This window comes from Pseudomonas sp. GW823-FHT01D03, from assembly GCF_058798255.1.
In genome coordinates this window covers 3,586,322-3,611,585 of record NZ_JBXAKK010000001.1, presented here as the reverse complement: position 1 = coordinate 3,611,585, position 25,264 = coordinate 3,586,322, and the positions used below count along the sequence as shown (strand labels likewise).

Sequence of the window (25,264 nt, the reverse complement as noted above, 5' to 3'; positions counted from 1 at the left end):
CCATCTAATATCGCGCCACTATTTTGATGTCATTCCGTATCGAGGGATCGAACATGTACCCACCCGCCCTCGCGGCGAGGTTGTGCGTAGCTTTGCTGTGCCTGTCTCCGCTTCAGATTGCCTTCGCTGCACCCACCCCCGGTGAAACCGACCTGATCCGCGAGCGCCAGAATCGCCTGCTCGAAGAGCAGCAGCGGCGTCTTGAAGAACTCAAGGACTTGCCCGGCAAAGATGCCAAGCCTGCGCAACCGGTAGCGCCCACCGATACCCGCTGTTTCCCGATCAAGGACATCGAGCTCAAGGGCGCCGACAGTCTGTCCGACAGCGACAAGACCCGCCTGCTCAAGCCCTACATCGACCAGTGCCTCGGGGTGCCGCAACTTAACGAGCTGCTCAAGGTCATCACCGACCATTACATCGAGAAAGGTCTGGTCACCAGCCGTGCCTACCTGCCGCAGCAGGATCTGTCCGGCGGGCACCTGAAAGTGCTGGTGGTCGAAGGCAAACTCGAAGGCATGAAGGGCGCCGAGAACAGCAAGCTTTCGCAGCGTGAACTGGCGATGGCATTTCCCGGCAAGTCCGGCGAACTGGTCAACCTGCGCGAGATCGAGCAGATGGTCGATCAGCTCAATCGCCTGCCGTCCAATCAGGCCAAGATGGAGCTGGCGCCGGGCAAGAACGTCGGCGGCAGTGAAGTGCTGGTCACCAACACGCCGCAGAAGCCATGGCGTGCCGGACTGTCGCGCAGCAACGACGGCCAGCGCAGCACCGGCGAACAGCAGTGGGGCACCACCTTCGATTGGGACAGCCCGCTGGGCCTGGCTGATCAGCTGAGCCTGCGCGGCGGTCACGATGCAATGACCGATCACCAGCACACCTCCAGCAACGCCATGCTCAATTACAACTTGCCGTGGGGCTGGTGGAACTTCAGCTACACCTACAGCCAGAGCGACTACCGCTCGCAGATCGCCGCCAACGGCTACAACTTCAAGCAGACCGGCGACAGCGAAAACCATCAGCTGCGCGCCGAGCGGGTGATCCATCGCGACTCGGTGAGCAAGACCTCGCTCAGCGCCGGGCTGTCCTACCTGCGCACCAACAACTACATCGAAGACAGCAAGCTCAAGCTGAGCAGCAACCGCATCAGCGAAGCGCAGTTCGGCTTCAACCACGGTCGCCGCATCGGCAGCGCCTTCGTCAACTTCGACGCCGGCATGCAGGAGGGCATCGGCGCCTTCGATGCGCAGGGCAGCCACGATCCAGGCCCCGGCGAACCGGATGCACGCTACCGCAAATACACCGCGACCCTGAGCTACCTGCAGCCGTTCAAGGTGTGGGGCGAATCCTTCAGCTTCAGCAGCCTGATGACCGGCCAGCGCAGCGAGGACGTGCTGTTCAGTCCGCAGCGCACCAGCCTCGGCGGGTCAGCATCGATCCGTGGCTACAAGGATCAATCGCTGTCCGGCGACAGCGGCGGCTACTGGCGCAACGACCTGCGCTGGAGCCGACCGGTGACGGCCGAATGGCTGCGCCCGGTGTTCGCTGAATACGGCACCAGCCTCGGTTACGACCAGGGCGTGATTCGCGGCGACCGCTACAACGGCGATCAGCACGGGCGCATGTCGAGCAACTCGCTGGAACTGTTCGCCCGTGGTGAACATGTGGCTGCCAGCGTGACTTTTGCGCATTCCCTCGAACGCCCGGATGTGCTGACCGAGCGTGAAGCGCCGATCTATTTCCGCCTCGACTTTTTCATCTAATTCAAATTCTTCGAGACCATCGACATGGATGTTCGTCAGTTCGCCTTCTTGCGGGCCAGCCTTCTGCGGCCGTAAAAAACCGTGAGTCGTTCCTGGGTATGCCCAAGCGCGGGCTGGCGTTCCTGCTGGCGAACGTCATGTTCTGGCAACCGATGTGGGCGCAGGCCGACGGCATAGTCGTGGCCAACCCGAACACCGCGCTGGATCGGGCCGGCAATGGCGTGCCGATCATCAACATCGCCACGCCCAACGGCAGCGGCCTCTCGCATAACCAGTTCCACGATTACAACGTCGGCGCGCAGGGCGTCATCCTCAACAACGGCTCGGCGCAAACCTCGAACACCCAGTTGGCCGGGCACATCATCGGTAACCCGCACCTGAAAAACAGCGGTTCGGCGCAAGCCATTCTCAACGAAGTCATCAGCGGCAACCCGAGCCAGTTGCGCGGTTACACCGAAGTGGCGGGGCAGTCGGCGCGAGTGATCGTGGCCAACCCGTATGGCATCACTTGCAACGGTTGCGGCTTCATCAACGCGCCGCGCGTAACGCTGACGACTGGCAAACCGGTGCTGGATGGCGCGGGCCGGCTGGATCGTTTTCAGGTTGATCAGGGCTCTGTAGCGATCGAAGGCGCCGGCCTTAACGCGACAAACGTCGATCGCTTCGAAATCATCACCCGCAGCGCCAAAATCAACGCTGAGCTCCAGGCGCAAAATCTGACGATTGTTGCCGGGCGCAACGACGTCAACGCGCAGACCTTGAACGCCACGGCCCGCGCCGACGACGGCAGCGCCAAACCGCAACTGGCAATCGACTCCTCGGCACTCGGCGGGATGTACGCCGGGGCGATCAAACTGGTTGGCACCGAGGCCGGGGTCGGGGTGAAACTCGACGGCAAACTGATCGCCAGTGGTGGCGATATTCAGCTCGATGCCAACGGGCAGTTGAGTCTGGCCGATACCTCGGCGACCGGTGCGGTCAACGTCAAGGCGGCCAGCCTCGATGCGCGCGGGCCGGTGTATGCCGGCACGACATTGAACGTGCAGACCCAAGGCAATCTGACCAACCGGCAAACCCTCGCGGCCCGCGACAGTATTGCTCTGAGTGCCGGTGGGCAATTGACCAACGGCGGTGTCATCGAAGCCGGGGTCAACGCCGACGGCATCCGTAACGCCAACGGTGATCTGAACCTGAGTGCGCAGAGTCTCGACAACACTGGCAAGAGCCTGGTGGCCAGCCACAATCTCACCGTCAGCACTGCGCAAACCCTGAGCAACCAGGGCGGTACGTTGAGCGGTCAAAGCACCACGATCAGCGCCGGCACGCTGGACAACCGCAACAGCGGCCGCGTGCTCGGCAATGCGACGCTGAACGTCACCGCCAATCAGCTATTCAACACTCAAGGGGTGATCCATAGCTCGGGCAATCTGACCGGTAGTTTCGGTCAGTTGGACAACAGCAACGACGAGTTTTCCAGCAGCGGCGTCACCCGGCTTAACGCGGCAGTGGTGAACAACCGCAGCGGTCAGATCCTCGGCGATCTGGGGCTGAATATCGACCTCAGCGGCGCGCTGGACAACCGTGACGGCGTGCTCGGCTCCGGCCAGTTGGTAAGTCTGCAGGCGGCCAGCCTGGACAACCGCGATGGCGGTGTGCTGGTCAGCGACGGCAGCCTGACCGTGCGTCTGCGCGGCGCACTCGACAACCGCAACAAAGGCGAGATCACCGCCAAGGGCGCCATCGATGCGCAAACCGGCAGCCTCGACAACCGCGACGGAAAAGTCATCGGCAAAACTACGCTGGCACTGCGCAGCGATAGCGCGGATAACCGTGCTGGCGTGATCCAGGCTGATCAGCAACTGACGCTCAACGTCGACCGTCTGGACAACCGCGGCGGACTCATCAGTGCGGTCGGTCCGGTCAGCCTCAACGCGGGCGAAGTGCAAAACGCCGCAGGCCGAATTTCCAGCCAGAACGATCTGACAGCGACCATCGGCCTGTTGCAACAACAGGGCGGTGCGCTGGTCGCTCAGGGCAATCTGAGCCTGACCGGCAAGACGCTCGACAACCGCAATGGCGGTCTGGTCGGTACTACAAAAGCGCTGACCCTGACTGTCGACGACATCGACAACCGCAACGGCGAAATCTCCAGCAGTCTGCTGCTCAACATCAAAGGCCAGCGCCTGGACAACAGCGACGGCGGCAAGCTGCTGGCCGGCACCGATCTGAGCCTCGCCGTGGCGAAACTGATCAACCTGAATCAAGGCCTGATCAGCGCCAAGGGCGCAACCACGCTGACCGGCAGCAGCCTGGATAACAGCGGCGGTCGCTTCAACAGTCTCAACGGTCTGGTGATTACCCTCGACGATGCCTTGATCAACGCACAGGGCACTATCAGCAGCGAGGGCACGCTGACGGCTAATGTCGGCCGGATCGACAACAGCGCCGGTAGCCTGAGCACCGCCGGCGTATTGTCGGTAACCAGTCGTGGCGCGGTGCTCAATCGGGCGGGTTCGATCAGCACCGACGGCTCCTTGACCCTGACCAGTGTCAGCCTCGATAACAGCCAGAAAGGTTTGATCAGCGCCAAAGGCGCCAGCCATGTCGATACCGGCGACTTCGATAACAGCCTGGGCGGCAAACTCACCAGTGAAGCGTCTCTGACGCTCAAGGCCGCTCAGGTCAACAACGCTACTGGCCGGATTGCCAGCCAGCAAGCGTTGAACGTATCGGTCACCGGGCTGGATCAGCAGGGTGGCGAACTGTTCAGCAAATCCGACCTGAGCCTTGATTTGAACCATGGGCAATTGAACAACCAGACCGGTCTGATCAACGCGCCCGGCACCCTGCTGCTGAAAAACCTCAATGGCGTGAACAACCAGAGCGGCGAGATCTCCAGCCAGCAAGCATTCACCCTCGCCGCCAATGACCTGGACAACAGCAACGGCAAGCTGATCAACCAGCAAGGGCTGACGCTGCGCATTGCGGCAGCGCTGAATAACCTCAAAGGCGTAATTTCGGCGGCGGCACTCGACAGCCATTCCGTGAGCCTCGACAACCAGGATGGCTTGATCAGCAGTCGTGGCCCCCTGGTGCTGACCACCGACAAGACCTTGAACAACCAGTCCGGCACTCTCATTGCCGACGGTGAACTGACGCTGACCGCCGATACGCTGGTCAACCAGCAGGGCAGCATTGCCGGCAAGTCCGATGCTTCCATTCAGGTAAAAAGCCTGAACAACCAGGACGCTCAACTGATCGCCACCGGTGTGCTCAAACTGAGCGCCGAGACCCTCGACAACCGCCAGGGTGGCTTGCTCGGTTCGACCAAGGCGATGACCCTGACGGTCGCTGAGCTGGACAACCGTGGCGGCGAAATCACCACCAACAGCGATCTGCTGCTGACCGGTAAAAAACTCGATAACAGCGATGGCGGCAAGATCTTCACCAGCAACGCACTGACGCTCACGGTCGATCAGTTGCTCAACCGCAACAAAGGCCTGATCGATACGGGCACGCTGCTGAAGCTGCAAGGTCGTACGCTGGACAACAGCGGCGGTGAATTGCTCAGCCAGCAGGACACACTGCTGAACCTCAGCGGCGACTTCACCAACCACCTCGGTAAAGTCAGCAGCGAAGGTGCGCTGACCGTCAATTCCGCGCAACTGAGCAACACTCAGGGCAGCCTGTCCAGCGCTGCAGACCTCACTCTCGACAGCACTGGCAAGGTCGATAACCACGGCGGACGGATCGTCACCGATGGCCTCCTCGTGCTGAAAAGTACCGGCCTGGATAACCGGCAGAAGGGCACCGTCAGCGGCAAAGGCGCGGTCACGGTCACGACCGGTGATTTCGATAACAGCAGCGGTTCGCTGAGCAGCGCCGACACGCTCGATCTCGTCGCCGGCCAGGTCACCAACAGCGATGCCGGCAGTATCGGCAGCCAGGGCGCACTCACCGCGTCGGTGACAGGCTTCGATCAACAGGGCGGCAAGCTGCTCAGCAACACGCGCCTGAGCCTGGACCTGAACCACGGCCAGTTGAACAACATCAACGGCGTGATCAGCGCGCCCGGCACTCTGCTGCTCAAGCAACTCAACGGTGTCAACAACCAGGGCGGCACGATCTCCAGCACTGAAGCGTTCACCCTGACCGCGCAAAGCCTGGACAACAGCAACGGCAAACTCCTGAGCAATCAGGGCCTGACCCTGCGCATTGCCAACGCGCTGGACAACTTCAAGGGGCTGATCGGCGCGGCGTCGATTGATGCGCGGGCAGGCAGCCTGAACAACAGCGGTGGCAGTCTGGTCAGCCGTGGCGATCTTGAACTCACGGTCGATGGCCTGCTGCGCAACGATGCCAGCGGCCTGATCAGTGCCGCGCAGGCGCTGAACATCGGCAGCGCCGATCTGAACAACCAGAGTGGCACGTTGCTGGGTGTCAGCGCGGTCACGCTCAATGCGATGGCGCTGAACAACCGTGACAGTGGTTTGATCAACAGCAAGGGCGATCTGAAGCTGACCGCGACCAGTCTCGACTCCAGCAATGGCGGTGAAGTCTCCGCCGCGGGTGACGTCGGTCTGACCCTGACTTCGTTGACCCAGAACGGCGGCCGCCTGTTGGGCGACCAAGCCATCACGCTGGACCTGGCCAACGGTGACCTCGATAACCAGAACGGCCTGCTCACCGCCAAAGGCCCGCTGACCCTCAAGCGTCTACGCGACCTGAACAACCAGCGCGGTGAGATCTCCAGCAACCTGGGTTTCGACGTCATCGCTCGTGCCGTGAATAACAACGCCGGCAAGTTGATCAGCGGCGAAAAACTCTTGCTGCGCGGCACCACACTGACCAACCAGAAGGGCTTGTTGTCCGGTTGGCAGGGGTTGAGCGTCAGCGGCGACAGCCTCGACAACCGCGACAGCGGCACACTCTCCAGCAAGCTCGGCGATGTCGCGGTCGATCTCAAAGACGCGTTGCTCAACAGCGGTGCCGGTGCGCTGGTCGCCGAGGGCAGCCTGACCGTCAAGGCCGGCGGCCTCGATAACAGCAACAAAGGCATTCTGAGCAGCGGAGCAGGGCAGGTTCTCACGCTGAACGGGGCGCTGACCAACGTCGGCGGCGCGATCAATACGCAGCAAGCGATCACCGCCACGGTTTCGCGACTGGACAACAGTGGCGGCCAGATCGCCAGCAACGACGCGATCACCCTCAACCTCAGCGGCGACCTCAACAACAACGGTGGCCGACTGGCTGGCGCGGGCCCCGTGCTGATCAAGGGCGTGACCGACCTGAGTAACCAGAACGGCCAACTCGCCAGCCAGAAGAATCTGAACCTGTCGACCGGCACGCTGGACAACAGCAACAAGGGCACCATCGCCGCCAATGATCTGCTACAGATCACCGCCAGCGGCGCAGTGCGCAACAACGCTGATGGTTTGATCTACAGCCAGAACTCCGCGCTGCAACTGAAGGCGGCGAGCCTGAACAACGGCAAGGGTGCGCTGCAAAGCGAAAACGGCCTGACCCTGGATGTCAGCGGCGACCTCGACAACCAGAGCGGCAAGGTCATCGCACAAAACGGTGATGTCAGCGTCAACGCCGCCAACATCGATAACCGCGGCGGGACTCTGTCCAGCATCAAAGGCGCACTCGAAGCGCGGACGGTGGGTGTGCTGCGTAATGGCTACGACCTCAACAACAACCGCCAGGGCGGCATCATTCAGGCGCAGGGTCTGAAGCTGACGGCACTGGCGGGGCTGGACAACAATGGCGGACGCATCTCCGCGCAAGCAACGGACGCGAACATCACCACGGCCGGATTCGATAACCGCAACGGTGTGCTTTATGCCAAAGGTCTGGTGAGCGTCAGCGGCACCAATCTGGACAACGGTGCCGGGCAGATTGCCGGTGAGCGCATCGACTTCGGCCTCAGCGGCGCACTGAGCAACGTTGCGGGTGTCATTGAAAGCAACACGCAACTCGCCGTCAGGGCGGCCAGCGTCAACAACCAGACTGGTCGTCTGCGTTCGCTGGGCAACTGGGGCAAGACCGATTTGCGGATCGGCGGCCAACTCGACAACCGTAACGGCGTGCTGGAAACCGCCAACACCGACATGACTGTCAACGTCGGAAACTTCCTCAATGACGGCGGGCAACTCAACCACGTCGGTCGCGGCAAGTTCGAAATTTCCACGGCCAATGTGATCGGTGCGGGTGGCAGCATCACCACCGGTGGGTTGCTGGAACTCAATGCTGATACCTGGAACAACAGCAGTGTCATCCAGGCTGGACGTTTGAACGTCAATGTTCGGCAGTTCAGCCAGACTGCCAGTGGCAAGTTGCTGGCCTCGGATCTTTTGCAGGTGCGTGGCGGCAACTGGAGCAACGACGGCTTGATCGCCAGTGATGGCTTGATCGATATGCAGTTGAGCGGCGGCTACAGCGGCAATGGCCGGCTGTCGAGTCAGCGCGGCACTTACCTCTCTGCAGCACAGATGAACATCGGCGCGGGCGGCAGTTTTGCTGCGGGTGCGACCTCGACCATCAGTGTGGGTGGGGCACTCATCAACGCCGGGCGCATCACTTCCAGTGAAGACCTGACCGTCAATGCCGGTAGTGTGACCAACTACGGCACCTTGGGTGCGGCGCAAAACCTGAGCATCAACACGCCTTCGTTGCTCAATGATCGCGGGCTGATTTTCAGCGGCAACGACATGACGCTCAGTGTCGGCAATCTGACCAACCAGCATGGTGATTTCTACGGGTTGGGGAATGTGACCATCAAGGGTTACGGCGGCGCCGCGCGGGCTGCAGGGGTCTACAACATCTCCGGTTCGATGGAGAGCGGTGGTGGGTTCGCGATCAACGCCGATGTTTTCGAGAACCGTACTGAAGGTCCGGTGATGTCGGGCGATCGCAAATTGATCTCGGGTTTCATCGCCGGCAGCTGTGGCGACTGCGTCGGGGATAACTACAGCATATTGATCGCTGCTCGCGAGACCTATCAAAGCACTGACAGCGATAGCACCCAATCTGCGGTGATCAACGCAGGTAAGGACTTCGTGTTCCAGGGCGGTACGTTTCTCAACAGCAAAAGCACGGTGGCAGCGGGTGGCAATATCAATATCACCGCTGACAGTCTCAAGAACATTGGTGCAAAAACCGGAACCATCGAAGTTACCCGCTATTACTCCTTCGGCTTGACCGATGGAGGAACCGAGCGGTTTTTCAACAACGTTGTGATGCCTTACAACCAACGGAACAATCCGGATTTTCCAACTGTTTATTACGTTGCTCCACAGGACGAGATCCGCAAAGCGAAACCCGAATCGACCGAGTTCTCCCAGGGTGGAGAACTTGGACAATACTTCGAATGGGTCGCGCTTTTAGACTCCGTAACGGGCGAAGACGTCAGTGCGCGCAAGTATGGGGCAGGCCTGTCGGGGCTCAAGTATGGCTTCGAAAAAACAACGCATTCGCTATACGACCCGAATAACCTGGTAGCACTGCCGAGCCAACTGAGTCAGCGAACACCGGACAGAACAACAGAGGTCGCCCTCGACAGCACGGGTGCCACAAGCACCGTTACCGGTCGCAACGCAGTTATCCAGGCAGGCGGCAATGTCTCGATCACGGCCGCCAAAACCCTGGAAAACAGCGTTATCCATCAGGACTACGGTTCCACTGGTGGCACTAATAAAGTTGCCGATACCAAAGTCAGCAACAGCACCGCCATCATCCGCGTCAACAGCCAACAGCCAACTGCCACCGGACCTCGCCCAGCAGCAGGTCAACCCGCTGTCCCTGCCAGGCTTCTCCCTGCCAACCGGGGATAACGGTCTGTTCCGCCTGAGCGGCCAGGGCGCCGCTGATACCGCGCCAGTCGCCGCGACCGGCCCGGCGCCGACCTGGACCGTGGGCGGGCAAGCCGTGGCCACGGAAGCTCACGTCGTGGCTGGCAGCAGCGGCGGCCCGCGTAACCTTTTCATTGACGCGCCGCCCGCGGTCTCCGACAGCACGCGCGCAGTGGATACGTTCCACCGCACCCCAAGCATCGTGCAGGCCGTGGCCAGCACGGTCGACGTCAACGTGCCGGTCAAACCCGCCGGCCCGGGCATGAAAGACCGCGGCAACGACGCCAGGGAGTCGATCGACACCCGTCCGGTGACCCGCGTCACCGGTCTGCCGGACACCAAGGCGCCGTCCAAAGCGCACAAATACCTGATCGAAACCAACCCGGTGCTGACCGACCTCAAGTCGTTCATGAGCTCCGACTACCTGCTGGAAAAACTCGGCTACGACCCCGACCAGAGCGCCAAGCGTCTCGGCGACGGCCTCTACGAGCAACGCCTGATCCAGCAAGCCGTCACCGCCCGCACCGGCCAGGCGTTCATCGACGGCCAGACCTCCAACGAGGGCATGTTCAAGTACCTGATGAACAACGCCATCGCCAGCAAGGACGCCCTCAACCTGTCGGTAGGCGTCGGCCTCACCTCGCAGCAAGTCGCGGCGCTGACCCACGACATCGTCTGGCTCGAGGAGCACGAAGTGAACGGCGAAAAAGTCCTGGTGCCGGTGGTGTATCTGGCGCAGGCCAATGGCCGCCTGGGTCCTACCGGGGCGCTGATTGCTGGTAATGATGTGACGCTGATTGCCGGTGAGAACCTGGACAACGTCGGGACTTTGAAGGCGACGAATAATCTGTCGGCGACGGCGGGTAATAATTTGATAAATAGTGGACTTATTCAGGCTGGGAATCGTCTGGATCTGTTGGCGACCAACGACATTATCAATAAGTCCGGGGGCATCATCACCGGGCGTGAAGTGTCGCTGAACACACTCAATGGGGATGTAATCAACGAGCGCAGCATTACTTCATCCGACAGCAGCACGCGTTTCGGTACTCAGCATCACGATTTCGCCGATACCGCTGCACGTATCGAAGCCACCAATGACCTGAGCATCATGTCCGGCCGCGACATAAATATTTCCGGTGGTGTGCTGCAAAGCGGTCGAGACATGGATCTCGATGCCGAGCGCGATCTCAATATCGCAGCGACACAAGTCACTAACAGCGTATTTCACGACAGCAAACACAACAACAGTGATGTCACTCAACTGGGTGCGAACGTCAATGCGGGGCGCGATTTCACTGCTGAGGCCGGTCGCGACCTGGCAGTGATCGCCAGCCAGATTGATGCTAAGCGCGATGTCTCGATGAGCGCTGCCGAAAACTTGATCATCAGTTCTGCGGCGGACGAACAGCACTCTTTGTCCAAGAGCAAGAAACTTACCGTTCAGGAAGATCATGTCAGCCAGGTCATGTCGGGGGTGACGGCAGGCGGCAGTGTGGCGCTTAGTTCTGGCGAAGATCTGACCGTTGTCTCCAGCCGGGTCACGGCGGGCGACGAGGCGTATCTGGTAGCGGGTAACAACCTAAATATTCTCGCGGCCCAGGACACTGATTACTCGCTGTACGACAAGAAGAAAAAGGGCTCTTTCGGCTCCAGTAAGACCAAGCGTGATGAGGTGACCAAGGTCGACAACATTGGCAGTGTGATCACCTCGGGTGGTGACATGGTACTGGTGAGTAATGGCGATCAACATTACCAGGCCGCCAAACTGGATAGTGGCAATGACCTGACCATCACCAGTGGTGGTTCTGTTACGTTTGAAGGTGTCAAAGACCTGCATCAGGAGAGCCACGAGAAGAGCAAATCCAGCTCAGTCTGGAGTTCATCGAAAGGCCGCGGCAATACCGACGAGACCTTGCGTCAGACCGAACTGGTTGCAAACGGGAATCTCGTGATCAATGCGGTTGAAGGCTTGAATATCGACCTCAGGGATATAAACAAGAGTTCGATCAGCCAGACCATCGATGCCATGGTCAAGGCCGACCCTGGGCTGGCATGGCTCAAGGACGCCGAGAAGCGCGGTGATGTGGATTGGCGCCTTGTGAAGGAAACTCACGAGTCGTTCAAGTACAGCAACTCCGGCATGGGGCCGGCAGCCATGCTGGCGGTGATCATTATTGTCACTGTGCTGACGGCCGGAGCTGCGAGTGCGGCTGTGGGGACCGCAGCCAGCGCGACGGCGGGTTCAGGGACTGCTATGGCAGCAGCGGGTACGGCATCCGCCTCGGCAGTGGCCGGCGGCGCTGCAGTCGGTTCAACTGTGGGGGCGGGTTTGGGGAACATGATGGCCTCCGCCGTGTTGACCTCCATGGCCAGCACTGCGGCCGTCAGCACGATCAACAATAAAGGCAATGTGGGAGCAGCCTTTAAAGACGTCCTCTCTTCTGAAAACCTCAAAGGTTATGTGCTCGCCGGTGTCACCGCAGGCATAGCTGCACAGTTCGGCTTTAACCCTACAGAGTTGACGTTTGATTCGGCCGGTGCCAAGACAGTGGCAATCAAGATTGCAGCCGACACGGTGGCCAAAACGGTAATGGGCGGTAGTCTGACGGACAATCTGGTCGACGCGACGTTGGGAGCCGGGATCAGTATTGGCGGGGCACTCGGGGCCAGCAAGATCGGTGATGTAACCCTGTTTGAAAACGGTAAGTTGACGAAACTCGCAATGCACGCCGCTCTCGGCGGCCTGATGGCTGAGGCTATGGGGGGCGACTTCCGTACAGGGGCTCTGGCTGCAGGGGTAAATGAAGCGGTTGTGGACTTCCTGGCTGAAAAGCTGTTACCGGTCGGGGTCGACAAAAATCGTCTTGAGTACCAACAAGGGGTTACTAAGCTCCTGGCGGCGTCTCAACTGGTTGGCGTGTTGACGGCGGCCGTTACGGGGGGGAATGCGTCATCCGCTGCTGCAGTGACGGCAAACGCAACGCAGTACAACAACCTCGACCACCCTTCTGCTGAACGGCTACTCAAAGAGCTTGAGGGTTGTCGGGCCACTGAGGGCTGCAGTGCACAGAACATTCACGAGATTGTTGCGCAATACGAAGACTTGTCCACCAAACGTTCGATGGCCATCAATGCCTGTGACAGCAGGGCTTGTGTAGAGTCGATCCAGAAAAGTGCGGTTTCACTGGCAGCACCGGTGGCCAAGGATTTGATGGACTTCCTGCGGCGTAATATTTCCTACGATATGGCCGGGCTCCTCACTGGGAATCCAGGGGTAATTGCTGTTCCATCGCAGGGCGTTGATGGCTGGGGAGCGCTGTTTACTTCGGATAAGCAAATAGCTTTTGCGAAGAATCTCAAGGAGGGCTGGCTGACGCCGAGCGAGTTGGCAGGGGTCGATCAATGGGCCAAGGAGACCAGTTGGCTTGATCAACAGGCTGGACGACAGCTGTCTCTGGAAGAGCGGGCAACGATGTTGACTGAGCTGAAGATCACGCTGGGTATGGCGATCTTGGGCAAAAGTCCGGTAGGTGCAGGCAGCGGCGGTGCAACGAGTCCGCGTGTAAGAGTTGAGCCTGTATATAAAACGAATGCAGAGGCTCAGCAGGCAGCGAAAATGCTAGGATTTGCAAAAATAAACGAAACAGTACACGGTGGCCAGGCGGTATTTAAGCTAGGGAGTCGTTATATTACTAGAGATCTTGATGGGCATAATGGTGGTGCTTGGAAGATGGCAGGTTCAGTTAAGGCTCTTGGTAGTAAAAAGACACGATCAGGAACCTACGATGCAAACTTAAATCGCATTGGAGATTGATATGAACGATAAAATAACTCCCGGCTGGGTTGGTCGGGGAAAAACTATTAAGCAACTTATCGTTGAGTTGCAATCTTTCGAAAATCAAAATTTGTTGGTTGAGATATCAACTGATGATGGTATGACTAAAAAACCGATTAGCTTGGTTGTGAAGTCTGGTGATACTTGCGTGCTGGTAAATTGCGAGCAGTAAAGGGGGCGGATTTATTTGCCTAGTCCTTCTGGAGGAGGGTGAATGGGGACAGACCACGTTCAGAAAGTACTCGGAAAATGTGGTCTGTCCCCGTTAACCTTGTCCGAATGATTAACGGTGACAGATTTATTTTTTACAAATAGATCTGTCCACAACTTCGACAAAACCTTCATCCCGATAAAAAAATTGAAGTCTTTCAAAATATTGCCATTCACGTTTGTGGAAACCCCGCCTTCATATGACACGGCCAAAGTGTTTTATGTGCGGATTGACCCCTCCATTCAGGTTACGGAGGAATAAAGGTAAATGGGGACAGACCACGTTTAGAAAGCACTCGGAAAATGTGGTCTGTCCCCGTTAACTCCCTGCTATAAATTCACAGTTTGGCGGTTCGGTTTTATTTAGAGAAGTTGATACGGCTATTGCAAATGCTGCCAATTATGATGGTTTTTTTAATAAGGTTGGCTCAATGATCAGGGATATTGCTGGCGGGCATCTGTTTGATAATGGGAGCAAGCGGACTGCCGTTGAGGTGGTTGAGCAGTTGATTATAAGAAACGGCGTGGATGGCCCGCCAAAACAAATTATTTGGAATGTGGTGGATAAAGTTGCGACAGGGGAACTGACTAATGTCCAAGATATTTCAAAAGCATTAAGAGGGCTGGATTAATGTCTTTCTATGAGCTTTCTGAAAAGTATGCAGCCCGTTTCGGTTCGCCAAGTATGAATAGCGTCGGGCTAGAGGAGTTTATTCAAATACTAGAGTTGGTGGCAATGAAAAATAAGGGTTTTTTCATCTTTAAGGTGGATGGTGAAAGAGAGAGTAATGTTTATACTTTTGTTTTAAATATGTCGACAAGTAACAATGTTGTAATAAGGAAAGATACAGATAGCGTGCGGGAAGGTGTGGAGTATTTTTTCTCTGAGCTTGAGCGGCTCGGCATATATCCATAACTTGATGTTTAGATATTTTGCCTAGCCTCGATTGCATAACCCATATTGATGTTTTCTGTAAAAGTGATTAGAGTTGCACCGGCCTCGCGCCGGTGTTGTTCTATCTGCTTACTGCAATAAAGTTAAATGGGAACAGAGCACGCCTAGAACGCACTCCGAAAATTTGGTCTGACCCCGTTTACCTGTACCTGTGACCCATTTTACCTGTCAAATCAGAGAGCTATCGCCTGTGACTGCGGGTAGAGTTTCCAGTTTTTTGGGTACGCAGAACCTTTGGGATCATATCGTTAAAAGAACTGTCGATGCCTATAACAAGTAAATCAATAATCAGCGGGCTATTCAAATACCGTGATTGGGTGGGAGTGGGGCTATTGCTTGCAGCACTACTCAACGGCTACTTTCAATTCAATGGCAGTTGGGGGCGTTTTTTTACGATATTCGTTGTTCAGTTATGGTTTGCTCAAGGTGTTTATAACTATTTAAGAGGGGCAACGGTTGCTATTGCACCCGGTGGATTGGGCAGGGATGCTGACCCCGCCGGGCGGGCGGCATTGGCAATTTTTTCCTTCTTTTTGTATGCGATATTTTTCTTTTCGGATTACAAGTATTGAATTGTTGATTGCAAAATTTCCTTTGATATTTGAACTGTTTCGGAGACGCCTATAAAAAACCGGGCTGATGCCCGGTTTTTTACAAGTCGCTCAGCGAAACGCCGGCACCACATCCCTGATAAACAACTCCAACGACCTCTTCTTCTCTGCATGCGGCAAGCTGTTGTCACACCAGAAACTGAACTCATCCACCCCCAGCTCCTGGTAATACTTGATTCGCGGAATAATCTCCTCCGGGGTACCAATCATCGCCGTCTTGTGCAGGCTCTCCAATTCAAACTCCGGACGCCCGGCGAACTTCTCTTCCGGGCTCGGAGCGAGGAAGCCGTTGACTGGCACCTCCTTGTTGCCAAACCACGCATCGAAGGTGCGATAGAACCGTGAGATGGCTTTGGCGCCGACTTTCCAACCGTCCGGTTCGTCGGCCGAGTGCACGTGGGTGTGGCGCAGCACCATCAGTTGCGGGCGCGGCACATCCGGGTTGTTATCCAGCGCAGTCTGGAACTTGTTCTTCAGATCGAGGACTTCTTCGTCGCCCTTCATCAACGGCGTGACCATCACGTTGCAGCCGTTGGCCACGGCGAAGTTGTGCGAATCCGGGTCGCGGGCGGCGATCCACATCGGTGGGTTGGGCTTCTGAATCGGCTTCGGTACGCTGGTCGAGGTCGGGAATTTCCAGATGTCGCCGTCGTGGGCGTAGTCGCCTTGCCACAGGGCGCGGACTACCGGGACCATTTCGCGCAGGGCTTGGCCGCCGCTGGAGGCGGGCATGCCGCCGGCCATGCGATCGAATTCAACCTGATAGGCGCCGCGCGCCAGGCCGACTTCCATGCGTCCGTTGCTGATGACGTCGAGCAGCGCGCATTCACCAGCGACCCGCAGTGGGTGCCAGAACGGCGCGATGATGGTGCCGGCGCCGAGGTGAATGGTGGTGGTTTTGGCGGCGAGGTAGGCCAGCAGCGGCATCGGGCTTGGCGAGATGGTGTATTCCATCGCGTGGTGTTCGCCGATCCACACGGTGCTGAAACCGCCGGCCTCGGCCATCAGGGTCAGTTCGGTCAGGTCTTCGAACAGTTGACGGTGGCTGACGCTTTCGTCCCAGCGTTCCATGTGGATGAACAGGGAAAATTTCATGACGCTTCCTCGGATCTTTTGTTGTTGAGGCTACAAAACTGTGTGGGAGGGGCTTGCTCCCGAAAGCGGTGGGTCAATCGACATCTCTGGTGGCTTACACATCGCCTTCGGGAGCAAGCCCCCTCCCACAGTGAATTCGTGTGGGGCTGAAATTTTGCTCAGGCCAGAACGGGCAGGGCGCCCATCTTGCCGTGGCAATACACCAGCGGCCCGGTGTGCTGCTCCGGGACGATCAGATTCTTCACCGCGCCGACCATGATCGCGTGGTCACCGCCTTCGTATTCGCGCCACAACTCACACTCGATGATAGCCGTCGCGTTGGCCAGGATCGGGTTGCCCAGCTCGCTCAACGTCCACTCGATGCCTTGCGCCTTGTCTTTGCCTTTGCGGGCGAAGGCATAGGCTTCGCTTTGCTGGCCGCCGGACAGGACGTGGATCGCGAAGCGTTTGTTCTTGATCAGCACGGGATAAGAATCGGAGCTGTAGTTGGGGCAGAACAGCACCAGGGCCGGGTCCATCGACAGTGAACTGAAGGCGCTGGCGGTGAGGCCGACGATCTGGCCCTCATCGTCCAGCGTGGTGATGACAGTGACGCCGGACGGAAACGAGCCCATGACTTGTTTGTAGATGGCAGCATCGATCATTGGACGGTCCTCGGGTGTTGTGACGCGATTTTTATGTATTTGTTGGTCTGATGGTATACCAGTATTTTTTCTTTGCAAGGGCTTTTAGGCTGAACCGATAAACGTGGTGCTTTCGTCGGAAACTCTGCGTTTATTGGGCTTTCGGCTGGCCTGCAGGTCGCGGTATCAGTGAGGATGGCGTATCAGATGGCGCCGTAAACTACGGATCAGTCTTGTGAAATGTTTGGAATACCATAATATGGTCTGCATCTGAGGGGCGACCCAGAGTCCCCCCGGTTTGGCTTCATACAAAGATAAGAACAGACAAACTCGAGTTCATGCATATGTCCCAGATGTCCCGGCAAGATCCGTTGATCGAGAATCACACGGTCGACTACGTCCCACTCGCGGAACGCCACGGGAAGGCCCGCGACCTTTTCACCTTATGGTTCAGCACCAACATCGCGCCACTGCCCATCGTCACCGGCGCCATGGTGGTTCAGGTGTTCCATCTCGATTTGCTTTGGGGGCTGCTGGCGATTGCGCTGGGGCACCTGATCGGTGGCGTGGTGATCGCATTGGCCTCGGCGCAGGGGCCGCGCATGGGCATTCCGCAAATGGTCCAGAGCCGTGGCCAGTTCGGGCGTTACGGCGCACTGCTGATCGTGTTCTTTGCGGCGCTCATCTATATCGGTTTCTTCATTTCCAACATCGTGCTTGCCGGTAAATCGATTGTCGGCGTTGCACCGTCGGTACCGGCGCCGCTGAGCATTCTGATTGGCGCACTGGCGGCCACGGCGATTGGCGTGATCGGCTACAACTTCATCCACACGCTCAACCGCATCGGTACCTGGGTGATGGGCAGCGCGCTGCTCGCCGGTTTCATCTACATCTTCGCCCACGACTTGCCGGCAGACTTCCTGACGCGCGGCAGCTTCAACCTGTCGGGCTGGCTGGCGACGGTATCGCTGGGGATTATCTGGCAGATCAGCTTCTCGCCGTACGTATCCGACTATTCGCGTTACCTGCCGGCGGATATCGGTATCGCCAAACCGTTCTGGGCCACTTATCTGGGCGCGACGCTGGGCACGATTCTGTCGTTCAGCTTCGGCGCCGTGGCAGTGCTGGCGACCCCGGAAGGCACCGAGGCGATGGCCGCGGTCAAGCAGTCCACCGGATGGCTCGGGCCGATTCTGATGGTGCTGTTTCTGCTCAACATCATCAGTCACAACGCGTTGAATCTGTACGGCGCAGTGCTGTCGATCATCACCTCGATCCAGACCTTTGCCAGTCAGTGGACGCCGAGCATCAAGGTGCGTGTGGTGTTGTCGAGTGTGGTGCTGGCGGGTTGCTGCGTGGTAGCGCTGGGGGCCTCGGCGGATTTCATTTCGCAGTTCATCGGGCTGATTCTGGCGTTGCTGCTGGTACTGGTGCCGTGGGCGTCGATCAACCTGATCGACTTCTACCTGATCAAGCGTGGCAGCTATGACATCAGCTCGATTTTTCGCGCGGACGGCGGTATTTACGGGCGCTTCAATCCGCACGCGATCATTGCCTATTTCATCGGGATCATTGTGCAACTGCCGTTCGCCAATACTTCGCTGTACGTCGGGCCGTACGCCAATCTGGTGGACGGTGCGGATCTGTCGTGGCTGTTCGGCCTGGTGGTGACGGTGCCGTTGTATTACTGCCTCGCCACACGCGGGCAGACGCAGAAGCAACGTGGCGAGGGGATTTATCCCCGATCGGCTGCGAAGCAGTCGTGAAGTCAGCGAGTGCGGCGCCCTTTGAGATATAAAGGGGGCCGCTTCGCGACCCATCGGGGATAAATCCCCTCACTACAAGTGATCTCCTCCCGGACTCCGCATTCCAGCGGACATTCAAATTGGCCATTTCGATCCCCTTTTGGCCCGTCAACCACTGTGCCGCGGCCCCGCGGTCGGCAAGAATCAAAGCCATAACGAAACGCTGAACCTTCCTTGCCCTTGGCTATCTTTGCAGCCGCTGCCGTGTACAGAACATAAAAACCATCGATCTCACGTCGCAATCGGGGAAACAACCATGGTCACGATGAAACGCATTCTGGGTGCCACCGTGTGTGGGCTGACGCTGCTGGCCAGCGCGGTACACGCCGAGCAGCGCGAGCTGCGGGTCTACAACTGGGCGGATTACGTTTTGCCGTCGGTGCCCAAGGATTTCGCCGCGAAAACCGGCATCAAAGTGACCTGGGACACCTTCGACACCAACGAATCGCTGGAGGCCAAGTTGCTCACCGGCAACTCCGGCTACGACTTGGTGGTGCCGTCGAACCAGTTCATCGACACCCAGATCAAGGCCGGGGTGTTCCAGAAACTCGACAAGTCGAAACTGCCGAACTGGAGCCATCAGGATCCGGCACTGCTCAAACTGCTCGACGCCAACGATCCGGGCAACCAGTACGGCGTGCCCTACATGTACGGCACGGTGCTGATCGGCTTCAACCCGGCCAAGGTCAAAGCAGCGCTCGGCGACAACGCGCCGGTCGATAGTTGGGATCTGGTGTTCAAGCCGGAGAACATGGAGAAGCTCAAATCCTGCGGCGTGGCGATGCTCGACTCGCCGTCGGAAATTCTGCCGCTGGCCCTGCATTATCTCGGCCTCGACCCGAACAGCCAGAACCCGGCCGACTATGAAAAGGCCAAGGACCTGATGCTGAAGATTCGTCCGTACGTGACTTATTTCAACTCGGCCAAGTACATGACCGACATCGCCAACGGCGACATCTGCGTTGCCATCGGTTACTCGGGCAGCTTCTATCAGTTCGGCAACCGTGCGAAAGAGGCGGGTAACGGTGTGGTGGTCGATTGGCGTTTGCCGAAGGAAGGCGCGCCGATCTGGTTTGATACTTTCGCCATTCCGAAAAGCGCGAAGAATGTCGAAGAGGCGCATGAGTTCCTCAACACCTTGCTCGATCCGAAAGTCATTGCGCCGATCAGTGATTTCCTCGGCTACCCGAACGTGAACAAGGACTCGATGCCGCTGGTGAACAAGGAAATCACCGGCAACCCGAACCTGACGCCAACGCCTGAGGCCCTGAAAACCCTCTATGTCGTCCAGCCACTACCGCAAAAACTCGAACGCGTACGCACGCGAGTGTGGACCAGCATCAAGTCCGACAAGTAACAACGCGGTCCCTGTAGGAGTGAGCCTGCTCGCGATGCGTCGTGTCAGCCAACATTGATGCTGGATGTACCGGCGTCTTCGTGAGCAAGCCCACTCCCACCCTGGATCTTGGCTAATCGCAGATCCTTCATCCACCGCCAATCCACTGCGGGAGTGAGCCTGCTCGCGATGCGTCGTGTCAGCCAACATTGATGCTGGATGTGCCGGCCCCTTCGTGAGCAAGCCCACCCCTGGTTCTCGGCTAGTCGCAGATCTTTCATTCACCGTCAATCCACTGTAGGAGTGAGCCTGCTCGCGATGCGTCGTGTCAGCCAACATTGATGCTGGATGTGCCGCCGTCTTCGTGAGCAAGCCCACTCCCACCCTGGATCTTGGCTAGTCGCAGATCTTTCATTCACCGCCAATCCACTGTGGGAGTGGGCCTGCTCGCGAAGGCGTCCGATCAGCCGACATTTTCATTAATGTCACGCCGCCAGCGCGAGCAGGCTCACGCCTGCAGATGTTGTGTCATTCGGTGCGTTGGAGGTCTTCCTTGCGAGTGACGATCAGACTCAACACCACCGACCCCAGAATCACCCCGCCCACCACCGCCAGCGACCATTCCACCGGCATGTGAAACCATGGCATCAGCGTCATCTTGCCGCCGATGAACACCAACACAATCGCCAGTCCATACTTGAGCAAATGAAAGCGGTCGGCCATGTCCGCCAGCAGGAAATACAGCGCGCGCAGGCCCATGATCGCGAAGATGTTCGAGGTGAAGACAATGAACGGATCGGTGGTGACGGCGAAGATCGCCGGGATGCTGTCGACCGCAAACATCAGGTCGCTGGCCTCGATCAGCACCAGCACGAGGAACATCGGCGTGGCCCAGCGCACGCCGTTCTGCAGCACGAAAAAGCGCTCGCCATGAAAGCCCTGCGTGATCCGCATGTGCCCGCGCACCCAGCGCAGCAGCGGGTTTTTTTCGAGGTCCGGTTGTTGCTCGGCGAACATCAGCATCTTGATCCCGGTGATGATCAGGAACACCCCGAAGGCATACAACAGCCACTCGAACTGCGACACCAGCCACACCCCGGCGAAGATCATCGCCGCGCGCATCACGATCGCCCCGAGTACGCCGTACAGCAGCACCCGGCGCTGCAATTCCGGTGGCACGGCGAAGTAGCTGAAGATCATCACGAAGACGAACATGTTGTCGATCGACAGTGACTGCTCGATCAAATAACCGGTGAGGAATTCCAGCGTCTTGCGTTGGGCAATTTCGGCGCCGAACTCGCCGTTCAAGTACCACCAGAGCAACCCGGCAAAGGCCAAGGCCAGTGCGCACCAGGCGATCACCCAACAGGATGCTTCCCGCACTGAAACGCGGTGTGCCTTGCGTCCGCCGAAGACGAACAGATCCAGTGCAAGCATGGCGAGGACGAAGACGATAAACGCGCCCCACATCCACGGTTCGCCGATATTGATATTGTCAGTGGGCATGGCAATCTCCCTGTCTTTTATGTCGTTGGAGGCAGACCGGGACATGCTAGCGAGGAGTGAAGGCCAAGGAAAAATCGTATATTCCTGAGGCAAAGTTCGATAAAAACGAAGTGTCTGGCATTTTTGCGGCAGGCGTCTTTGCGATGGCAAACGGCATTGATGCGTGAATACGAGAGAAATTTCAGTGCGAGTTAATTGGGAAGGCAGAGTTGCCAAACACTGCGGACGGACACCTGCCCGTTTGGCATTAATATGTCATTGCGACTGACTTTTTTATTGTGCAGGTTTGTCAAGAGGACCCGACGCCAGCAGTTCTAATCTGCCTTTTACTTTGTGCGGCTTGCCACCGGACTCTATTTGGAAATCAAAGTCTGCGTATATTGATTCCTTTATTTTGTCTCGCTCAAGTTTGATTTCGCCCTCGTCACTCGAAATGATCCCTCCAGCGGCAATGACGTTGGCACGCACAAGGCTTTTGTCATCTTTCTTAATCAGGTATTTGCCGCTTTTGAGCTCCTGATCAATGATGATAGTAATCTGGTAGAAATCGTCCGCTGTGTGATATCGGCCGATGACACTGACTGTGCCGGGAACCAAGGAAGCATAAACAAACAGATTCGGTTCGAAACCTGGAATGGGCGGAAAATCAGGGGTGAATTCGGCCTTGTAGTATTTACCAACGGGTTGTTGTTTTACTTCGATGGGTAATGGTTTCAAGTTTTCATCGACGCCAAGTTGTTTAAGCAGAATGGCATTGCTCATGGTTGCGTTCCTTCAGTGCTGAACGGTTTCAGGGATTTTCCAAATGGAAAGTCTATCGAGCGAGAACGTTACTCGCCGTCCTGTTCGACCGCTACTGTCAGAACTGTCAGTTGCCAGTTATGGGAGAGTGTGTTGGCAGGGTTGTATTGATGCAGAGATGAGTGACAGGGCAAGGCAGCCGAAAGCGGATTGAGACCCTTTCGAGCCTCAATCCAACCCACCTTGTTACTTGCGGGCAGCCAACGGCGGAGTACGCGGCGGCACCTGACGCTTCGAACCGGTCGCCTCAAACGCCGAGGCCAGACGCAGCAGATTCGAGTCATCGTAAGCACGACCGGCGAAAGTCAGACCAACCGGCATGCCGATGTCGGCCATGATCCCCATCGGTACGGTGACGGTCGGTACGCCAAGGTGACGGATCGCCAGATTGCCGTTGGCGACCCAGATGCCATTGCTCCAGGCGATGTCCGCCGATTCCGGATTGATATCGGCATCTGCCGGGCCGACGTCGGCGTTGGTCGGGAACAGCACCGCGTCGAGTTTCAGCGCATCCATCCAGTCTTCCAGATCAAGCTTGCGGGTCTTTTCCAGACCGCGCAGGCCATCGGGCAGGGTCGGGATCTGGTCCCACGGAGTGATCCCGCGCTCGGCCATGCGCACGTATTCGTCCATGCCGGCGGCCAGATCGCCTTCACGGTTGGGCAGGGTACCCGGGTCGTGCGGGAAGATTTTCGGCCCGTCGACATCGGCCAGGCGATTGAGCTTCGGATCGCCGTTGGCGCGCAGGAAATCATCGAAGGCCCATGCCGACAGATCCCACAGTTCGTGCTGCAGAAATTCCTTGGAGACGATGCCGCGATTGAACACGGTCGGTGCGCCGGGGCGGTCGCCTTCGCAGTTGGAGACCAGCGGGAAATCCACTTCGATGACTTCGGCACCGGCCGCTTCCAGGGCGGCGCGGGCCTGTTTCCACAGGTCGATCACCGAAGGGCGGGTGTTGATGCGCTGCCCGGTCGGGCCGCCGATGCCCGGGGCTTCGCTGGTGCCAGCTTCAGGGTCGGCGTTGATGTACATCTTCGGTACACCGAGGCGTTTACCGGCCAGTGCATCGGACTTTACCGCCAGCTCGGCGTAGGAGGCCGGGCGCACCGAATCGACGCTCGGGATCGGTACCCACGGCTGCAGGCGCCACAAATCGCCACGGGTGTCGGGGTCTTCGGCGACCACCACGTCGAGCACTTCAAGCAGGTCGGCCATGGTTCGGGCGTACGGCACCACCACGTCCATGGTCGGCGTCAGCGGCCAGTTGCCGCGCACCGAGATCACCCCGCGCGACGGCGTATAGGCGCACAAACCGTTGTTCGACGCCGGGCCGCGGCCGCTTGACCAGGTTTCTTCCGCCAGACCGAACGCCGAGAAGCTCGCGGCGGTGGCGGTGCCGGCACCGTTGGACGAGCCGGAAGCAAACGGTGCAGTCAGGTAGGCCGCGTTGTAAGGGCTTTCGGCGCGACCATAGACGCCACGCTGCATGCCACCATTGGCCATCGGCGGCATGTTGGTCTTGCCCAGGCAGATCGCCCCGGCGCCGCGCAGGCGTTCGATTGTGAAGGCGTCGCGATGCGCCACCAGATCGGCGAAGGCCGGGCTGCCGGAAGCAGCGGTCAGACCCTTGACCAGATAGCTGTCCTTGGCGGTGTAAGGAATACCATCCAGCGGGCCGAGGGTTTCGCCCTTGGCCCGGCGCGCGTCGGACGCCCGGGCTTCGGCCAGTGCTTCGGGATTGCGCACCACTACGGCATTCAGTGCGGTGGCGGTGTTCGGGCCGTCGTAGGCGTCGATCCGGGCCAGATAGGCCTGCACCAGTTCAACCGCGGTGGTCTGGCCGGCTTCGAGCGCCGCGCGTAATTGAGCAATGGAGACTTCAGTGACTTCGATCATGCTGTTACCGCCGACAGGTTCGCTAAAGGGGTGGGTCATTATGGTTATGGTCGAAACGTGTAGAAAATTGCGTATGGACGAAACTCTACCCTGAACTTTGCCGAATGGCATGTGCTAATTCGATAAATATCGACAAAACTCAGCGAAAAAATTCCCCCGGTGTCTCGCCAAACTGCTGCCGAAAGGCCGCGATGAAGGCCGAGGTCGAGTCATAACCGCAGGCCAGAGCCACGTCGGTGACGCGTTCGCCGCGTTCCAGCGGAGTCAGCGCACCTAGCAAACGCAAGCGCTGGCGCCAGGCGCGGAAGGTCAGACCGGTGTCGCGTAAAAACAGGCGGCTGAGGGTTTTTTCGGTGACGCCGAATTTTTCGCTCCAGTGCTGCAGTGTGGTCTGCTGTTCCGGATGTTGCTCCAGGCTTTGATAGATCTGCCGCAGACGGCTGTCCTGCGGCAGCGGCAGCATCAGGTCGATCTGCGGCGCTTCGGCCAGTTGATCGAGGATCACCTGGGCCAGGCGGCCATGCGCGCCGGTCTCGTCGTATTCCACCGGGACCAGACTGAACGCGCGAATCAGCTCGCGCAGCAGGTCGCTGACGCCCAACACATGACAGCGCTCAAGCGCCCAGCCGGCCACGCTGCAATCGATATACAAACTGCGCATTTCGGTGTGCGGCGAGCTGAACACTCGATGCGGCACGCCCGCCGGAATCCACACCGCACGCTCCGGTGGCGCGACGAAACGCCCGGCGCTGGTCTGCACTTCAAGCACGCCCTGAATCGCGTACGACAATTGCACCCACGGGTGACTGTGACGCCGGGTCAGTGCGCGATTGGGCAGCGATTCGGTGCGCCCGTACAGCGGACGTGGCAGGCTGGGCAGCCCGGGAATGCTGCGCCGGAAGCTTTTCTCATGTCCTTTAGGCGGCATCTGTTGGCTCTTCGGCGTTAGTCGGTAATTTCTGCTCACGTTAG

Annotated in this window: 14 protein-coding genes and 1 pseudogene; 9 read left to right on the top strand and 6 right to left on the bottom strand. The window is 58.3% G+C overall.

Going from position 1 to position 25,264, the window contains the following annotated elements; all coding sequences use genetic code 11:
• Positions 1-53: 53 nt before the first annotated feature.
• From AC1RBR_RS15520 to AC1RBR_RS15490, 7 genes and pseudogenes are all read left to right on the top strand, one after another.
• Positions 54-1,760, top strand: coding sequence for a ShlB/FhaC/HecB family hemolysin secretion/activation protein (locus AC1RBR_RS15520; protein WP_492565363.1), 1,707 nt, complete (start codon positions 54-56; stop codon positions 1,758-1,760).
• 194 nt (positions 1,761-1,954) lie between these two features.
• Positions 1,955-12,677, top strand: a pseudogene (locus AC1RBR_RS15515) (two-partner secretion domain-containing protein); the annotation flags it as partial.
• Between the two features lie 60 nt (positions 12,678-12,737).
• Complete coding sequence (locus AC1RBR_RS15510; RefSeq protein WP_492567247.1) at positions 12,738-13,430, top strand: toxin C-terminal domain-containing protein; 693 nt, start codon at positions 12,738-12,740, stop codon at positions 13,428-13,430.
• Between the two features lies 1 nt (position 13,431).
• Positions 13,432-13,623, top strand: coding sequence for a hypothetical protein (locus tag AC1RBR_RS15505; RefSeq protein ID WP_492565361.1), 192 nt, complete (start codon positions 13,432-13,434; stop codon positions 13,621-13,623).
• 469 nt (positions 13,624-14,092) lie between these two features.
• Positions 14,093-14,293 carry a hypothetical protein gene (locus AC1RBR_RS15500; RefSeq protein ID WP_492565359.1) on the top strand — a complete coding sequence of 67 codons (201 nt, stop codon included), beginning with the start codon at positions 14,093-14,095 and terminating at the stop codon, positions 14,291-14,293.
• Complete coding sequence (locus AC1RBR_RS15495; RefSeq protein ID WP_492565357.1) at positions 14,293-14,577, top strand: hypothetical protein; 285 nt, start codon at positions 14,293-14,295, stop codon at positions 14,575-14,577. Before AC1RBR_RS15500 ends, AC1RBR_RS15495 begins: the two co-directional genes overlap by 1 nt.
• Before the next feature lie 302 nt (positions 14,578-14,879).
• Positions 14,880-15,188: a hypothetical protein gene (locus AC1RBR_RS15490; RefSeq protein WP_492565355.1), complete on the top strand. Its 309-nt coding sequence runs from the start codon at positions 14,880-14,882 to the stop codon at positions 15,186-15,188.
• Positions 15,189-15,278: 90 nt separating this feature from the next.
• On the opposite strand, the gene AC1RBR_RS15485 is transcribed toward AC1RBR_RS15490, so the two are convergent.
• Both AC1RBR_RS15485 and AC1RBR_RS15480 read right to left on the bottom strand, forming a co-directional pair.
• Positions 15,279-16,322 carry an LLM class flavin-dependent oxidoreductase gene (locus AC1RBR_RS15485; protein ID WP_492565353.1) on the bottom strand — a complete coding sequence of 348 codons (1,044 nt, stop codon included), beginning with the start codon at positions 16,320-16,322 and terminating at the stop codon, positions 15,279-15,281.
• Positions 16,323-16,480: 158 nt separating this feature from the next.
• Complete coding sequence (locus tag AC1RBR_RS15480) at positions 16,481-16,966, bottom strand: flavin reductase family protein (protein WP_492565352.1); 486 nt, start codon at positions 16,964-16,966, stop codon at positions 16,481-16,483.
• Positions 16,967-17,289: 323 nt separating this feature from the next.
• Here AC1RBR_RS15480 and AC1RBR_RS15475 point away from each other — a divergent pair, with 323 nt between their 5' ends.
• On the top strand, positions 17,290-18,711 hold the full coding sequence (locus AC1RBR_RS15475; protein ID WP_492565350.1) for a purine-cytosine permease family protein: 1,422 nt from the start codon (positions 17,290-17,292) through the stop codon (positions 18,709-18,711).
• A gap of 295 nt (positions 18,712-19,006) precedes the next feature.
• Positions 19,007-20,107: a polyamine ABC transporter substrate-binding protein gene (locus AC1RBR_RS15470; RefSeq protein ID WP_492565348.1), complete on the top strand. Its 1,101-nt coding sequence runs from the start codon at positions 19,007-19,009 to the stop codon at positions 20,105-20,107.
• A 507-nt stretch (positions 20,108-20,614) separates the two neighbouring features.
• Here the strand turns inward: AC1RBR_RS15470 and AC1RBR_RS15465 are convergent.
• The 4 genes from AC1RBR_RS15465 to AC1RBR_RS15450 form a co-directional block, all read right to left on the bottom strand.
• Positions 20,615-21,592, bottom strand: coding sequence for a TerC family protein (locus AC1RBR_RS15465; RefSeq protein WP_456019882.1), 978 nt, complete (start codon positions 21,590-21,592; stop codon positions 20,615-20,617).
• Between the two features lie 273 nt (positions 21,593-21,865).
• Positions 21,866-22,354 (bottom strand): hypothetical protein, encoded by a 489-nt coding sequence (locus tag AC1RBR_RS15460; protein ID WP_492565347.1) that lies wholly within the window; start codon positions 22,352-22,354, stop codon positions 21,866-21,868.
• Positions 22,355-22,579: 225 nt separating this feature from the next.
• The gene (locus tag AC1RBR_RS15455; RefSeq protein ID WP_492565345.1) at positions 22,580-24,292 is read right to left on the bottom strand and encodes an amidase; all 1,713 of its coding nucleotides are present in this window, start codon (positions 24,290-24,292) and stop codon (positions 22,580-22,582) included.
• Positions 24,293-24,431: 139 nt separating this feature from the next.
• Entirely contained in the window at positions 24,432-25,220 is a 789-nt protein-coding gene (locus tag AC1RBR_RS15450) for an AraC family transcriptional regulator (protein WP_492565344.1), read from the bottom strand.
• Positions 25,221-25,264 lie beyond the last annotated feature (44 nt).